Source organism: Mesorhizobium carmichaelinearum, from assembly GCF_900199455.1.
Taxonomy (GTDB): domain Bacteria; phylum Pseudomonadota; class Alphaproteobacteria; order Rhizobiales; family Rhizobiaceae; genus Mesorhizobium; species Mesorhizobium carmichaelinearum.
The window spans coordinates 60,478-75,649 of the sequence record NZ_FZQR01000004.1; the positions used below are offsets into that span (position 1 = coordinate 60,478).

The window sequence follows — 15,172 nt, forward strand, 5'->3', positions numbered from 1 at the left end:
CAGGCAAATGATGGCGATGATGCTGGATGAGAGCGAAGCCTCCGACGCCGAACTGATCGGGCGGGCGAAGGGCGGAGACAGGGGGGCCTTCGGCACATTGCTGGAGCGCCACTACGACTTCGTCTATCGCGCCGCCTATCGCTGGTGCGGCAAGAAGGCCGATGCCGAAGACATCGCCCAGGAAGTCTGTGTCCGGCTCGGCAAGGCGATCCGCGACTATCGCGGCGGCGGCGCCTTCACGACATGGCTCTATTCCGTGACGATGAACGCGGCGCGCGATATGATGCGCAAGACCGCGCGCGAGACGGTGAAGACCGAGGCTTATGGCGTCCACGCGCTGATTTCGGGCGAGGCCCCGGCCGAGAGCGAGGATCCGGCCGAGGCGCTGTGGGCCGCCGTGCGGCAGCTTCCGGACAAGCAACGCGACGCCGTGCTGCTGGTCTATGGCGAGGGCTTGAGCCACGCGGCCGCCGCCGAGGCGATGGCGATCTCGGAGACGACGGTTTCCTGGCACATCCATGAAGCGAAGAAACGGCTGAAGACGCTGATGCGTTCAGCCGGGGAAGTGTGACCATGGTCGACGACAACGAACTGAACAAACTGCGCGACGCAGCAGTACCGGCGCCGGGCGAGAGCGCGAAGGCGCGCGCCTTCGAAGCCGCCCTGCGCGCCTATGATCAGGAAAATATTTCCGCCGTGACCCAAGGATCGGCCGGCGGCCTTCGTCTCACAGAGCGAGCACAAAAGCTCTGGAGCGAGATCATGAAAAAGAAACTCATTGCCACGCCGGCTCTTGCCGGGCTCGTCGCCCTGCCGATCGCCGGATACGCCACCTTCCATCTGCTGAGGGAACAGCCGCCCGAATTCGGCGGCGATGAAAAGATCACCGAGACGCTGGCCGACAAGCCGGCGACGTTGAAGCCGGCCGAGCCGAAGCAGGCTCCGACAGAGTTGGCAAAGGACAAGAAGGCCGACGCGGATGTGGAAAGCCGCGACGCCAATGACGTGCTGGCTACGCCGGTCGCACCGCCGAAATCCGAATCGACTGCCGTTGGTGGCGTGGCGCAGCAGAATGCGCAGGGACGTGGTGTGCCGGCTGATGCCCCGCCAACAATCAACCAGCCGGAGTCGGACACTTTGCAGGCTTACAAGCCAGCGCCGGCGCCGACAGGCGAGTTCGCGTTGGATGGCACCACGACCGCGCCCTACGCATCGCGGGTTGCCCGCGTGCCGGCTGCCGAGTCCAAGCTGATGGCGCCACAACCGACCATGGCGCCGGCGGATCAGGTCGCACCGCAGGAGGAGAACCGCAACCGCGTCCAGGATTTCAAGACCAATCCGGTGCATGCCGCACTCGAGGATCCGGTCTCGACCTTCTCGATCGACGTCGACACCGCCTCCTATTCCTTCGTGCGCCGTTCGCTGAAGGAAGGCTCCGTGCCGCAGGCCGACACGGTGCGTGTCGAGGAGATGATCAACTACTTCCCTTATGACTGGAAGGGGCCGGACTCGGCGTCGACGCCGTTCAACTCGACCGTCAGCGTCATGCCGACACCGTGGAACGAGCACACCAAGCTGATGCATGTCGCCATCAAGGGCTTCGACATCAAGCCGACCGAGCAGCCGAAGGCCAATCTGGTGTTCCTGATCGATGTGTCGGGCTCGATGGACGAACCGGACAAATTGCCGCTGCTCAAGTCGGCATTCCGGCTGCTGGTCAGCAAGCTCAAGGCTGACGACACGATCTCCATCGTCACCTATGCCGGCGAGGCCGGCACCGTGCTGATGCCGACCAGGGCTGCCGAGAAGGACAAGATCCTCAATGCCATCGACAATCTGACGCCCGGCGGTTCGACCGCCGGCGAGGCAGGCATCAAGGAGGCCTACAAGCTTGCCCAGCAATCCTTCGTCAAGGACGGCGTCAACCGGGTGATGCTGGCCACCGATGGCGACTTCAATGTCGGCCAGAGCGACGACGATGATCTGAAGCGTCTGATCGAGCAGGAGCGCAAGAGCGGTGTCTTCCTGTCGGTGTTCGGCTTCGGCCACGACAATCTGAACGACCAGATGATGCAGACCATCGCCCAGAACGGCAATGGCACCGCGGCCTATATCGACACGCTGGCAGAGGCGGAAAAGGTGCTGGTCGAGGATGCCTCCTCGACGCTGTTCCCGATCGCCAAGGACGTGAAGATCCAGGTCGAGTTCAACCCGAACAAGGTCGCGGAATACCGGCTGATCGGCTACGAGACCCGGGCGCTGAACCGCGAGGACTTCAACAATGACCGCGTCGATGCCGGCGATATCGGTTCGGGCCACTCGGTCACGGCGATCTATGAGATCACGCCGAAAGGCAGCGGTGGCGAGCAGATCGACCCGCTGCGCTATGGCCAGGCCACGGTCAACAATGGCGGCGTCGCCAATGCGGACGAATATGCCTTCGTCAAGATCCGCTACAAGCTGCCGAACGAGGACGTCTCGAAGCTGATCACCACCCCTGTGACATCGGCCAATGAGGTGGCGTCCTTCGACCAAGCCAGCACCGACCAGCGTTTCTCCGTCGCGGTCGCCGCCTTCGGCCAGAAGCTGCGCGACGAGGATGCGACCGCGAAGTTCGGTTACGACAAGATTATGGAGATTGCCACCGCCGCCCGAGGAGCCGACCCGTTTGGGTACAGGTCCGAGTTCCTCTCGCTCGTGCGCCTTGCCTCGGCGCTGGGCGGTAACCGGTAGTGGCGATGACGGCCGGTTTCTTTCAGATGGGATCGTTCTGACAGGGGAAACCGGCCTACGGGCGGGTGAGGCAGGCCGGCGAGGGATCCTTCCCTTGCCGGCCTTTTTTCGGATCTATTGATATTCAGGTGAGACCGGCCTGCGAATGGCGGCTTCCTGCGCTTCCCCGTTCTACTGCGTCGCAGTAGAACTGAGCTCGCGTACTTCAAGTACGCTCCGCTCCGGTCTCGGAAACCACCATTCTCGGCGCGGCCTGACCTGAATCTCAACAGATCCTACGGCGCGGCCTTAACCCGCATGATCGTTAAACTTCGCGGTATTTCCGGTACCGGATCGCAATTTCCTCTTGCTACACCGGCCATGTTTACAGGGCTTGAGGGAGCCGGAATTGCAGATCAGGACTATTGTCAACTTGCCGCCTCCGGTGCGAGACGCTTCGCCGGTTTCATCAGCCCCATCGGCCGAATCCAGACGCATCAGCGACGATGTCGCGCAGGCGCGTCACACCGCCCTGTCGGCGCTGACCAATGACCGCTTCCGCGCCATGCTGGAACAGATCACCGATCCGGCTTCGTCCGGTGCGCTGATGACGATGCGCGGCGACAATGTGGTCGACTTCAAGTCGGCGCAATCGAGCTACGCCGACAACAGCGAATAATCGAAATCTATCGCTTCAGGCCCGGCTGCGGCGCCGCTCGCGGCGGGCTTCGCTGGTCTCGGCGGTGTTTTCCGTCGCCACCTTGTTGCGCATCGGGCCGATGCGCTCGACGATTGTTTCGACCGTCGGACGATCCGCCTTGGTGTGGGCGTCGAGCGCCTTGCGCATGGCGGCAAGATGCTGGAACGACGTGCCGCAGCAGCCGCCGACGATTTTGGCGCCGGCATCGACAGCGAGACGGGCATAGTCGGCCATCAGTTCCGGCGTGCCGGAATAATGGATCTCGGTGCCGCGGAATTCGGGAATGCCGCAATTGCCCTTGACGATCACGGTCGCCTGCGGCTTCGCCTCGGTCATGTCGAGTAGCGATGCCAGGATATCGGAGGCGCCGACGCCGCAATTGGCGCCAACGCCGAGCGGCGCCTGCGACAGCCCGTCAACGACGCCGTGGATGTCTTTCGGCAGCAGGCCCATCATGGTGCGGCCGGCGGTGTCGAAGGACCCGGTATAGGTATAGGGCAGGCCGACACGGATCGCGGCTTCTGCGGCCGCGCGGATCTCGTCGGGCGCCGACATGGTTTCGATCCAGGCGACTTCGGCGCCGCCTTCCTTGAGGCCGTCGATCTGCTCGGCGAAAGCGTCGACCGCCTCGTCATAGGTCATGGCGCCGAGCGGCACCAGCAATTCGCCGGTGGGGCCGACGGAGCCGGCAACGATCACCTTGCGGCCGGCCTTGTCGGCAACGGCCCGCGCGATCTCGGCGGCGCGCTTGTTCAGCGCATGTACGCGGTCCTGCGCATGGTGGAGTTTCAGCCGGTGGCGGGTGGCGCCGAAGGAGTTGGTCAGGATGATGTCGGCGCCGGCATCGACGAAATTCTGGTGCAGGCTGGTGATGGTGTCGGGCGCCGTCTCGTTCAGCAGTTCCGGTGCCTCGCCGGCCTCCAGGCCCATCGCGAACAGGTTGGTGCCCGTGGCGCCATCGGCCAGCAGCACACCCTTTTCAGCCAGCAGGGCATCGATCGGATTGGTCGTCGTCATCGGATTGGCTTTCGTGTTTCGAATTCGAATAAGGATATAAAGAAGTCTTTATGTCCAGTCAATGATTTGCCGCGACCTTTCGGCAACGTGATTGACCTGGTCCTTGGCAATATCGACGGCCAAGGCCGGTCGACTGGCCGCGATTGCTATCGATCAGGCAGAGCCTGATGGAAACGACATCCCGGCCAGATTGCGCGCGTAGGCGGCCGCCTCGTGTGGGTTGATGTCGGCGGCGCGGATCAGATTGTCGAAATGCTGGGTCAGCGCCTGGATCGGCTGGGTAGCGTTCAGCACGACATACATGTCACCGACATAGATGGCGGCGCGATAGGGGCCAAAGATGGTGAGCGGGATCGAATAACGCATGCGGCCGTCATAGAGAAACAGGCGGAAGGTCGGGTAGAGATCGTCGAGCAGCGTCGCCATATGGGCGAGCTGCTGCCGGCGGTCGGCCTCCGGAAAACGGTCCCACACGCCGAGCCCGCGTGCAAAGATCTCCAGCGTGTGGCGCGGCATGCAGACTTCCATGTCGGTTTCCGGGCGCCGATTGTATTCGATGCGGTATTGCGTCTCGCTGGCCTGCGCCAGGCGGCTCCTGTTGGTGATGTTGGCCTCGTAGTCGACCAGCGCGCGGGTCCGCAGGAGGTCGGGAATGCCGGCCGGCACGTAGCGGATCTTGGTGCCCGCGGCCTCGGCGAACCATTTGGCGAGCAGCGTGCGGTCGAAGCCGTCGGGCGCTTCCTCGATCTCCAGGCTTTCACGGATTTCGCCGGTGACCCCTTCGTCCTGGCTGAGGCCGAGCAGCCAGTCGAGCGACACCTTGAATTCGGCGGCGATGTTGAGCAGCGTTTCGGCGCGCGGCAGGCGCGTCGAGGCGCCCGACATCAGCTGCGACAGCGCCGACCGGTCGATGCCGACAGCTGACGCGAATGCCGACTGGTTGAGGTCGGAACGTGTCAGGAGCAGCTTCAGACGCTCCCGGAAGATTGCTGACAGGTCGCGTTTGTCCATCGTCGAGTCCTCCGAATCTTGAGGAAAAATTTGCGCCGGAGCGGCCCGGCGGGGCGTCTCAGGCGTAAATGAATCCCTAAGCTTGTTTACAATGTGTAACATGTGCGGTCAAAAATGCGCAATCGCAACATTTTGTATACTTTGTCGCGTTGAGTGGAATCGTTTCTCCTGACACTATGCTGTCAGGAACCATTGGGGGTTCCGGCGACTGAAGGACAGTGGTCGATAGCATGACAGGCAAGAGCATCAAGCGACGCAACGCACCGGCGATCGAGTGGCCGACCGTGGTTCTCGCTTTCTTCTGTTACGGAACATGGCTCGCCACCGGTTTCCTGCTCTGGCCGTCCTATCCCATCGTGGCTCTCGCTCTCCTCGGCTTTATCCTGGCACTGCAGTCGTCGATCATGCACGAAGTGCTGCATGGCCATCCGACGCGCAGCGCGTTGATCAACGAAGCCTTCGTCTTCCTGCCGATCGGCCTGGTCTGGCCGTTCCGCCGCTTCAAGACGCTGCATTTGCGTCACCATGCCGACGACCGGCTGACCGATCCGCTCGACGATCCGGAGAGCTATTACCAGGCGCTGTGGCAGCACGACGATTTGCCGCCGACGATGAAGTTCCCGCTCAAGATCAACAACACCATGGCCGGCCGGTTCTTCCTCGGCCCCTGGCTGTCCTGCATCGGCTTCTTTATCGACGATTTCAAGCAGATGATGGCTGGCGACAAGGCGATCCGCAAAGCCTGGCTGCTGCATGCGATCGGCCTCGCCATCGTGGCGCCGATCGTGCAGTTCGGCTTCGGCATTCCGCTGTGGCTCTACATTCTGGCGCCGGTCTGGCTCGGCCAGTCGCTGATTGCGATCCGCACCTTTGCCGAGCATCAGTGGTCCGAGCACCCGGAAGGCCGCACGGTGATCATCGAGCGCTCGCCGCTGTCATATCTGTTCCTCAACAACAATCTGCACTTCGTCCACCACAAGACCCCGACGGTCGCCTGGTACAAGCTGCCGAAACTGTTTCGCGACCGCCGTGACGAATGGCTGCGGATGAACAATGGCTATGCCTATCCGAACTATTTCGCGCTGATCAAAGCTTATGCCTTCAAAGCGAAGGAGCCGATCGTGCATCCGGTGCTGCGGCGCGCGCCTGAGCATGGCCGGGCGTTCAAGCCACGCATCCGGGCGCGCAACATCAATGGGCTCGGCACCGCGCCGGTGCCCGCCGAGCCGCCCAAGGAATAATTCGGGGCATCCCTGGATCCCGTGTCGGCCAATTCTGATTGGACGCCGCGTTTTTGCGATCCTTTCTCAAGACATGATGATTTGATATCGGCATGAGTGAATCGATTGCGGCCCTGCCGATGTATGACTGGCCTGAAGCGCGCGACGAGGTCGACGCGCAATGGCTGCTGCTGCGCGACGCCTTCCGGCAGAAGGGCATCGATGCGCCGCAAACCATCGTGCGCCGCAATGGCGATCTGCCGCCGGTGCCGGGCGGGATACGCGATATCAACGGAGCCTTGATCGCGCCTGATCCGGCGACATTGCCGCCGGATGAACTCGACTATCACCAGCTCTGGCTGCACCCGGCTCTGCTGTTCGCGCAGACCTGCTGGGGGCCGATGGAACTCGGCCTGTCCAGCCATGTGCAAGTGGTCGGCCAGCCGAGCTACGACGCCTATGAAGGCGGGCAAAGCGAGCGCTATTCCAGCGCGCTGGTGATGCGGACAGGCGAGGGGCCTGAGGCCCGATCGCCCGCGGACGGCAAGGCCTTGCTGCCGCTCGAGCTGATGCGTGGCAAGCGCTTCACCTTCAACAGCCTGGATTCGATGTCGGGCATTATCGGGCTGACGCGCGACCTGCAGGCGGCCGGCGAAAGCCTCGACGTCTTTTCGGCGCGCAGCGCAAGCGGCGGTCATCGGGCCTCGATCGTCACTGTCGCCGAGGGCAGGGCTGACATAGCCGCGATCGACTGCGAGAGCTGGGCGCTGGCGCAGCGTTTCGAGCCGGCGGCCCGCAAGGTGGTTGTCGTCGGGTGGACGGCACGGCGCAAGGGCCTGCCCTTCATCACAGCCAGGACGACGCCGGAAAAGACAGTGCGGGCAATGCGCGAAGCCCTCGCTGGTCTAGCCGAGCAGCCTCGCATCCAACGGGTAGGTTGAAAGCTGCTCGTTGCCGGCGTCGGTGATCAGGATCTGTTCCTCGATCTTGACGCCCTCGCGCCCACCCAACCGGCCGATATAGCTTTCCACGCACAGCACCATCCCTGGTTCGAGCACGCCGTCCGGCGTGTCTGACGTCCAGTCGCTGGCATGCGGCAAGGTCGGGTATTCGTCGGCGAGGCCGACGCCGTGATAGAGCACGCCGTAGCGGGTCGGGAAGCAATCTCCCGGCGGCACGGCCGAGCGTTCGACAAGGTCGCGGAACGAAGTGCCGGGCCGCATCAACTCAGTGTTGTGTTCGATCTGGTCGGCGGCGATGCGGAACAGGTCGCGCTGCTCATTGGTCGGCTTGGCGTCGCCGCAAAGCCAGGTGCGCGACAGATCGGCGCAGAAGCCGTAAGGGCCGATCAGGTCGGTGTCGAAGGCGACGAGGTCGCCGGCTTCGATCACGCGCGACGAGCATTCCTGGAACCACGGATTGGTGCGCGGGCCTGACGCCAGCAGGCGCGTTTCGATCCATTCGCCGCCGCGCGCAATGTTGCCGCGATGCAGTTCCGCCCACAATTCGTTCTCGGAGATGCCGGGTTTTAGCGCCTGCTCCATCTCGCCCATCGCCGCCTCGCAAGCGACGATGGCGCGGCGCATGGCGAGGATTTCGTCCGGCGATTTGATCAGCCGCGCATTCTCCATCACCGCTTCGCCATTGCCGATGGAGATACCAAGTCGAGCCAGTTCCTCGACCCCTTCGGGATTGAGGTGGTCGACGGCGATGCGGCTGTTGCCGCCGCCATGTTCCCTCACAAGATCGGCAATGCCGGCGGCCCAGCGGCGGACCTTTTGGTCCGTGAGTTCGCCGCCGTAGAGATACATCCACGAGACGGCCGGTCGCACCTCGTCGACGACGCCGGAATGGTCTGACAGATGCTCGCAGGAGAAATAGTCGAACAGCACTACCGGTCCCTCGGTGGCGACGAAGCAATGCCGTGTCGGATTGTGCGCCACCCACAGTTGCATGTTGGTGCTATCGGTGGCGTAGCGGATGTTGACGGGATCGTAGAGCAGGGCGCCGGCATAGCCGCGGCGCTTCAGTTCGGCGCGGATGCGCTCCAGCCGGTATTTCCGCATCGCCGGAAGATCGGGGGCGGCAATGCCTGCCGCAGCCCATTCAGCCTCAGCCTGGGCGCCATAGCCCAGCACATGCTGGTTGAGTGACGCCGCTTTCTGGCGGGAGCCTTCACGCAATTCCTCGATCGAGCCGGGCTCGAACGGCATGATCTTGCGATGGCGGCCGAAATTGCCTTTTGGCGCCGCGCTGTCCATGGTCGAACCTCAGGTCCGCATCTTCTCGCCGCTCGGGTCGAAAGGCGCCTCGACATTGATGCGCGCCGGGCGGCGATGTCCGAGAATCTCGATCTCGAACAGTCCGGCGCTTTCATCCTCGGCCAGTGCTGCCGGCACATAGCCTTGCGCCATCGACTTCTGGACATAATGGGCATAACCGCCCGAGGTCACCCAGCCGACCACGCGCCAGTCGCCGTCGACAATGCCGCGCACGGCGGACGCGCCTTCGGCGGCCTTGGAGCCACGCACTTCCTTGCCCTTGTCGTCGAAACGCGGCGCGCCGTAGCCATGCGGCTTTTCCACCGAGCCGTAGTCCTTGCTGACCTTGGCCCAGATCGGCTCGTCGCCCATGACATCGGCGTCCGCCGCATCCACGATGAAGGAGACGCGGCGCAGCTTTGGACCTTCCGCCTGTTCCTTGGCGGCAGCCTCACGGCCGATGAAGTCGTTCTTCTCCAGCTTGATGAAGCGGTCCATCGAGCCTTCGAACGGGCCGTAGATCGGCCGCAGCTCGCGAAACCAGGTCGGGAAGTTCTTTTCCAGGCGCATGGACAGCAGGGCGCGCATGCCGAAATCGACGAGACCAAACTCCTCGCCGGCGTCCTTGATCGCCTTGTACACCAGGCGCTGATAGGCCGGTGCCATCCAGATCTCGTAGCCGAGATCACCGGTATAGGTGATGCGGTTCACCAGGCACGGTGCACCGCCGACTGCCATCTCGCGGAAATCCATGAAGCGGAAGGCTTTGGTCGAAATGTCGACGTCGACCAGCTTCTGCAAGAGGTCGCGGGATTTCGGCCCGGCGATAGACAGACCCACATGCGTCTGGTCGAAGCGGTGGATGCGCACCGAACCGTCCTTCGGCAGGTGCTTTTCGAACCAGCGCATATGGTATTTCTGCGCGGCCGACGAGCCCCAGATCATGAAGCGGTCTTCACCGGCCTTGGCAATGGTGAAGTCGCCGATCAGCTTGCCGAATTCGTTGATCATCGGCGTCAGCACAATACGGCCGGCCTTCGGCATGCGGTTGGTCATCAGCCGGTTGAGGAACTCTTCCGCACCCGGTCCCGACACTTCGTATTTGGCGAAGTTGGCGATTTCGGTGACGCCGACGCGCTCGCGCGTGGCGCGCACTTCCTCGCCGATCGGGCCAAAATCGTTGGAGCGATGGAAGGAGACGATGTCTTTCGGCTCCTTACCCTTCGGCGCGAACCACAGCGGGGTTTCCAGGCCCCAGCTGTCGCCCATGACGGCGTTGTTGGCGAGCATGGTGTCGTAGAGCGGCGTCGTCTGCGCAGGGCGCGCGGCCGGCAGTTCCTCGTTGGGGAAGCGGATGGAGAAGCGGCGCGAATAGTTTTCGCGCACCTTGGCGTTGGTGTAGCGCAGGCCGGCCCATTCGCCGAAGCGGGCGACATCCATGCCCCAGACGTCGAAGCCGGGATCACCATGCACCATCCAGTTGGACAGCGCGAGACCGACGCCACCGCCCTGGCTGAAGCCGGCCATGACGGCGCAGGCGCACCAGAAATTGGTCAGGCCCTGCACCGGGCCGACCAGCGGGTTGCCGTCCAGCGCGAAGGTGAAGGGGCCGTTGATGATCTGCTTGATGCCGGCTTTCTCGATGCCGGGGAAATGCTTGAAGCCGATTTCCAGCGACGGCGCGATGCGGTCGAGATCCGGCGGCAGCAGTTCATGGCCGAAATCCCATGGCGTGTTGACCGGCGACCACGGCTTGCAGGCCTTTTCATAAGTGCCGAGCAGGATGCCGTTGCGCTCCTGGCGGGTGTAGATCTCGCCCTTGAAGTCGAGCACGCCGATCATCTCGCGGCCGGTCGACTTGTTGAACTCCTCGACCTCCGGCATCGGCTCGGTGAGCAGGTACATGTGCTCCATGGCCAGCACCGGCAGCTCGACGCCAACCATGCGGCCGATCTCGCGCGCCCACAGGCCGCCGCAGTTGACGACATGCTCGGCGTGGACCGTGCCTTGTTCGGTGACAACGTTCCAGGTGCCATCCGGCTGCTGCGTCAGGTCGACGACGCGGTTGCGCAGCACGATCTCGGCGCCGAGTTTCTTGGCCGCCTTGGAATAGGCGATGGTGGTGCCGGATGGGTCGAGATGGCCTTCGACCGGATCCCACATGGCGCCGACGAAGTTGCTCTCATCCATCAGCGGGAACATCGCCTTGGCTTCGGACGGCGTGATCAGCTCGGTGTCCATGCCGAGATAGCGGCCCTTGGCGTGGGCCAGACGCAGGAAATCCATGCGCTCCGGCGTATCGGCCATCATCACACCGCCGGTCAGATGTAGCGAGCAGGACTGGCCGGAGATTTCCTCGATCTCCTTGTAAAGCTGCACGGTGTAGGCCTGCAGCTTGGCGACGTTGGGGTCGCCGTTCAGGGTATGGAAGCCGCCCGCCGCGTGCCAGGACGAGCCGGAGGTGAGTTCCGAGCGCTCGATCAGCATGATGTCGGTCCAGCCGGCCTTGGCCAGGTGATAGAGCACCGAGCAGCCGACGACACCACCGCCGATGACAACCGCTTTTACGTGGGATTTCATGAAGATAGGTCCGTTTTTAGAGAAATTGAATCGGATGAGCGCGGTGTGAAGACAAAACGAAGGTCGGAGACAATGGTGTCTTCGGCCAGCCTGCCGTCAAGCACGGCAAGAATGGTTTCACAGACGGAAGTACGCTGTTTCAGGACTTCATGGCTCCAGACACGCAGGATCGAATAGCCTTGAGCGCGCATGAAGTCGTCGCGGCGGCCGTCATAGGAACTGTCGGCGTGTTGTGAGCCGTCGAGTTCGACGACGAGCCATTTTTCGCGGCAGGCGAAGTCTGCGAAGAAAGGTCCGATGGAAAACTGGCGCGTGAACTTGTAGCCGCCAAGTTTGCGGGCTTTTAACTCAAGCCAAAGCAGTGCTTCGGCCTGGTTGTCACCTTGCCTGAGTTTTCTGGCTCGCTGGGTGGTGCCCGTTTTGCGGCGACTACGGGTTTGACCAGCGGCTTCCCCCACTCCGTCGCCGCTTCGCGGCGCCACCTCTCCCCCCTCCGGAGGGAGAGGAAGGGAGCCAGCTGAGATCGCTTCGCGCCCTTCCTCTCCCCCGTCGATCGGGGGAGAGGTGTCGAGCGCAGCTCGACGGAGTGGGGGTCGACCGTTCATCAAATCCATACGAAAGATCAGTTCATCAACAACACGGATGATCAAAAATCGGTCGGCGCGCCGCCTTCGGCTGTGCGCTTCTGGACGAAATCGTTGAGCTCCTCGCGGATCGCCGGGTCCATGTAGGGCTCGTCATAGGATGCCAGCCGTTCTTTCCACACCCTGTTGGCCTTTTCCATCGCCGTCGGCGATCCGGCTTCCGCCCAGGTCTCGAAATTGCGCCAGTCGGACAGGATCGGCGAGTAGAAGGCGGTCTTGTAGCGGTCCTGCGTGTGCTGGGTGCCGAAGAAATGGCCGCCGGGGCCGACCGACTGGATGGCGTCGAAGCCGAGCGCCTCGTCGGACAGGTCGAGCGGGGTCAGGAATTCGCCCACCATCTGCAACAGATCGATGTCCAGAATGGTCTTTTCGTAGGAGCAGCGCAGGCCGCCTTCGAGCCAGCCGGCGCCGTGCATCATCAGATTGCCGCCGCCCTGGATGGCGCCCCACAGCGAGAACACGCTCTCATAGGCGGCCTGCGCGTCGACCGTGTTGGCGGCGCAAGTGTTGGAGGTGCGGTAGGGGATATTGTAGCGGCGGGCAAGCTGGCCGCCGACGAGCTGCGCCTTCATATATTCGGGCGTGCCGAAGGCCGGGGAGCCGGACTTCATGTCGACATTGGAGGTGAAGCCGCCATAGCCGACAGGCGCGCCCTTGCGCACCATCTGGGCAAAGGCGATGCCGGACAGTGCCTCGGCGTTCTGCTGCACCAGCGCGCCGGCGATGGTCACCGGCGCCATCGCACCCGACAGGGTAAAGGGCGTGACGACAACGACCTGGCCCTTGCTCGACATCTGGATGATGCCTTCCATCATCGGCACGTCGAGCTTGAGCGGCGAGTTGGTGTTGATGATGGTGAAGACGGACGGCTCCTCGAGCAGTTGCTCGTGGCTGATGCCGCGCGCGATCCGGGTGATCTCGATGCCGTCGACATTGCGCTCCTTGCCGAGCGAATAGATGTGGAACACCTTGTCGGTCAGCGTGGCGAGGTCGCGGATGCATTCGAGGTGGCGGACCGATGGATGGATGTCGGTCGGCTCGACCGGATAGCCACCGGTGCAGTTCAGGATGTTGTGCATCTGCGCCAGGCGCAGGAAGTTGCGGTAGTCCGCCTGGTTGCCGGGTCGGCGGCCGCGATCGATGTCGGAACAGTTCGGCGCCGACGCCATCATCGACAGGATCACATTGTTGCCGCCGAAGCGGACGTTGTGCGCAGGGTTGCGGGCATGCAGCGTGAATTCCGACGGGCAGTTCGAGATCAAATCGAGGATCATGTCGCTGTCGAAGCGCACGCGCTCGCTACCTTCGCGCACATCCGCGCCATGCGTTTTCATGATGCGGCGAGCTTCGTCGTGCAGGACGTCGACGCCGATCTCCCTGAGCACGCGCAAGGAGGCGAGGTGGATCGATTCCAGCTCGTCGTCTGACACCAGCCTGGTCGGCGTCAGCGGGTTCTTCAACTGGCGGAAAGCCGGCTGCTCGAAGGCGGCCGAGCCTCCGGCGCGTTTTCCAGCGCGGCCGCCACGGCGGGCACGGTCGGGTGCCTGGCCCGGTTCTGCAGATTGTAGGGCGGCGGTCATGGTGGTCCTCATGCGGTACGAACAGCGGGCGGCATAATGGACCGGCGGCCCGCCGGCCATTGCGGAGGCGGCGACCACTAGGGCGAGGGAAGCGACATGCCGGAACTGCAGTTGCGCGGCGGCGACATTCGCCTGATCACCGTCGGGTTGGCGCAAGCGGATTTCCCTGCCGGCCCTTTCTTTCCCCGGATTGAACCCGTAGCAGTGACCTTGCCGGCTGGGAGGTCTGCCGGCACCTCACATGGCCGGCACCTCATATGGAATGACGGAATGGTGGCAACCGGCTCGAGCGAAGGCGAAGCGGGAACGCAGTGGGCAGCGCTTGCCGGCGTCACCGCCGCGCTTGCCATGTTCGGCGCCGCGCAAGGGCTAAGCTCGCCGCTGTTCACGCTTCTGATGCAGAAGCAAGGCATGTCGCCCGGGCTGATCGGTCTGTCGGCGGCGATGATGCCGCTCGGGCTGATCCTGTCTGCATCGTTCGTGCCGGCGGCGGTGCAGCTGGTCGGAGCGCGCAACCTGGCGGTCGGCTGCTCGCTGATCGGCGCTCTGTGCTTTCTGGCGATCGGCTACATGCAGAACTGGGTGGCCTGGTACGTCATCCGCTTCATCATCGGCGTCGTCATCAACCCGCTCTACATCCTTGGCGAAGTCTGGGCGCTGTCGCTGGCGCCGCCGTCGCGGCGCGGCCGGGTGATGGGCGTGTTCAACACGCTGATGGGCGCCGGCTATGCTGCGGGACCCTTCACCTTGACCCTGGTCGGTACATCGGGCTGGGCGCCCTTCAGCGTCGGTATCGGCGGCTTCTTGCTTTGTGCGGTCATTCTGCGCCTTGTCTCGTCAAAGCTCACCGGTTTCGAGGATGACGGCCAGCCTGCCGGCAGCTTCATCGGCTTTGCCAGGCTGGCGCCGGCGCTGCTGCTGGCGGTTCTGGTCTCGGCCGCCGTCCAGCAAAGCACCTATGCGCTGGTCCCGGTCTTTGGCGCCGGCTATGGCTTGCCGGAAGCCGTGCTGGCCGCGCTGGTGATGGCGCTGTCCCTGGGCAACATCCTGTTGCAGATCCCGCTCGGCCTGCTCGCGGAGCGGTTCGGCGGCCGCCCGATGATCGTGGCCTGCGCGGTGGCGACAATGGTTTGTGCGGCGCTGCTGCCGCTGCTGATCATGACACCGCTGATCTGGGGTGTGCTGCTGGTGATGGGTGCTGTCGGTTACGGCGTCTATACGATGGCGCTGGTGGAACTCGGCAGCCGCTTCAAGGGCACGCTGCTCGTCACCGGCAATGCGGCCTTCGCCTTGCTGTGGGGCGTTGGCGGCATTGTCGGCCCGCCGGGCGCAGGCCTGTTGATGCAAGGTATCGGCCCGCTGGGCCTGCCTGTGGTGATCGCCGGTCTCGACGCGGTCCTAGTCGCCTTCGCTCTATACCGCTCCGCGCAACGCCGGGTCTCCTGAC

Annotated in this window: 12 protein-coding genes; 6 read left to right on the plus strand and 6 right to left on the minus strand. The window is 63.5% G+C overall.

Annotated features, from left to right (window positions below; all coding sequences use genetic code 11):
- Positions 1-10: 10 nt before the first annotated feature.
- From CKW40_RS10135 to CKW40_RS43700, 3 genes are all read left to right on the plus strand, one after another.
- The gene (locus tag CKW40_RS10135; protein WP_095200256.1) at positions 11-571 is read left to right on the plus strand and encodes an RNA polymerase sigma factor; all 561 of its coding nucleotides are present in this window, start codon (positions 11-13) and stop codon (positions 569-571) included.
- A gap of 2 nt (positions 572-573) precedes the next feature.
- Positions 574-2,733 (plus strand): vWA domain-containing protein, encoded by a 2,160-nt coding sequence (locus CKW40_RS10140; RefSeq protein ID WP_095199806.1) that lies wholly within the window; start codon positions 574-576, stop codon positions 2,731-2,733.
- A 388-nt stretch (positions 2,734-3,121) separates the two neighbouring features.
- A complete protein-coding gene (locus tag CKW40_RS43700; RefSeq protein WP_179297907.1) occupies positions 3,122-3,391 on the plus strand; it encodes a hypothetical protein in 270 nt (89 codons plus the stop codon).
- Between the two features lie 15 nt (positions 3,392-3,406).
- Here CKW40_RS43700 and bmt read toward each other — a convergent pair whose 3' ends face one another.
- Positions 3,407-4,429, minus strand: a complete 1,023-nt coding sequence (bmt, locus tag CKW40_RS10150; RefSeq protein WP_095199808.1) for a betaine--homocysteine S-methyltransferase — start codon at positions 4,427-4,429, stop codon at positions 3,407-3,409.
- A gap of 153 nt (positions 4,430-4,582) precedes the next feature.
- The gene (locus CKW40_RS10155; protein ID WP_095199809.1) at positions 4,583-5,440 is read right to left on the minus strand and encodes a helix-turn-helix domain-containing protein; all 858 of its coding nucleotides are present in this window, start codon (positions 5,438-5,440) and stop codon (positions 4,583-4,585) included.
- Positions 5,441-5,670: 230 nt separating this feature from the next.
- On the opposite strand from CKW40_RS10155, the gene CKW40_RS10160 reads away from it, so the two are divergent.
- Together CKW40_RS10160 and CKW40_RS10165 are read left to right on the plus strand one after the other, a co-directional pair.
- Positions 5,671-6,681 carry a fatty acid desaturase gene (locus CKW40_RS10160; protein WP_179297908.1) on the plus strand — a complete coding sequence of 337 codons (1,011 nt, stop codon included), beginning with the start codon at positions 5,671-5,673 and terminating at the stop codon, positions 6,679-6,681.
- A 92-nt stretch (positions 6,682-6,773) separates the two neighbouring features.
- Positions 6,774-7,601: a phosphate/phosphite/phosphonate ABC transporter substrate-binding protein gene (locus CKW40_RS10165; protein ID WP_095199810.1), complete on the plus strand. Its 828-nt coding sequence runs from the start codon at positions 6,774-6,776 to the stop codon at positions 7,599-7,601.
- Here CKW40_RS10165 and CKW40_RS10170 read toward each other — a convergent pair.
- The 4 genes from CKW40_RS10170 to CKW40_RS10185 form a co-directional block, all read right to left on the minus strand.
- The gene (locus CKW40_RS10170) at positions 7,566-8,921 is read right to left on the minus strand and encodes a M24 family metallopeptidase (RefSeq protein ID WP_095199811.1); all 1,356 of its coding nucleotides are present in this window, start codon (positions 8,919-8,921) and stop codon (positions 7,566-7,568) included. The genes CKW40_RS10165 and CKW40_RS10170 overlap by 36 nt on opposite strands.
- 9 nt (positions 8,922-8,930) lie before the next feature.
- Positions 8,931-11,501, minus strand: coding sequence for a GcvT family protein (locus CKW40_RS10175; protein ID WP_095199812.1), 2,571 nt, complete (start codon positions 11,499-11,501; stop codon positions 8,931-8,933).
- Positions 11,498-11,983 carry an endonuclease domain-containing protein gene (locus CKW40_RS10180; protein WP_095200258.1) on the minus strand — a complete coding sequence of 162 codons (486 nt, stop codon included), beginning with the start codon at positions 11,981-11,983 and terminating at the stop codon, positions 11,498-11,500. The genes CKW40_RS10175 and CKW40_RS10180 overlap by 4 nt, the downstream gene beginning before the upstream one ends.
- Before the next feature lie 164 nt (positions 11,984-12,147).
- Positions 12,148-13,725 carry a trimethylamine methyltransferase family protein gene (locus CKW40_RS10185; RefSeq protein ID WP_095200259.1) on the minus strand — a complete coding sequence of 526 codons (1,578 nt, stop codon included), beginning with the start codon at positions 13,723-13,725 and terminating at the stop codon, positions 12,148-12,150.
- 270 nt (positions 13,726-13,995) lie between these two features.
- On the opposite strand from CKW40_RS10185, the gene CKW40_RS10190 reads away from it, so the two are divergent.
- Positions 13,996-15,171, plus strand: coding sequence for an MFS transporter (locus tag CKW40_RS10190; protein WP_095200260.1), 1,176 nt, complete (start codon positions 13,996-13,998; stop codon positions 15,169-15,171).
- Position 15,172 lies beyond the last annotated feature (1 nt).

What these genes read in the sequence shown, in the direction of transcription:
- CKW40_RS10155 (WP_095199809.1), bottom strand. Translation starts at nt 5,440, where the DNA reads ATGGACAAACGCGACCTGTCAGCAATCTTCCGGGAGCGTCTGAAGCTG.
- CKW40_RS10185 (WP_095200259.1), bottom strand. Translation starts at nt 13,725, where the DNA reads ATGACCGCCGCCCTACAATCTGCAGAACCGGGCCAGGCACCCGACCGT.
- CKW40_RS10170 (WP_095199811.1), bottom strand. Translation starts at nt 8,921, where the DNA reads ATGGACAGCGCGGCGCCAAAAGGCAATTTCGGCCGCCATCGCAAGATC.
- CKW40_RS10165 (WP_095199810.1), top strand. Translation starts at nt 6,774, where the DNA reads ATGAGTGAATCGATTGCGGCCCTGCCGATGTATGACTGGCCTGAAGCG.
- CKW40_RS10135 (WP_095200256.1), top strand. Translation starts at nt 11, where the DNA reads ATGGCGATGATGCTGGATGAGAGCGAAGCCTCCGACGCCGAACTGATC.
- CKW40_RS10175 (WP_095199812.1), bottom strand. Translation starts at nt 11,501, where the DNA reads ATGAAATCCCACGTAAAAGCGGTTGTCATCGGCGGTGGTGTCGTCGGC.
- CKW40_RS10140 (WP_095199806.1), top strand. Translation starts at nt 574, where the DNA reads ATGGTCGACGACAACGAACTGAACAAACTGCGCGACGCAGCAGTACCG.
- bmt (WP_095199808.1), bottom strand. Translation starts at nt 4,429, where the DNA reads ATGACGACGACCAATCCGATCGATGCCCTGCTGGCTGAAAAGGGTGTG.
- CKW40_RS10160 (WP_179297908.1), top strand. Translation starts at nt 5,671, where the DNA reads ATGACAGGCAAGAGCATCAAGCGACGCAACGCACCGGCGATCGAGTGG.
- CKW40_RS10190 (WP_095200260.1), top strand. Translation starts at nt 13,996, where the DNA reads ATGGTGGCAACCGGCTCGAGCGAAGGCGAAGCGGGAACGCAGTGGGCA.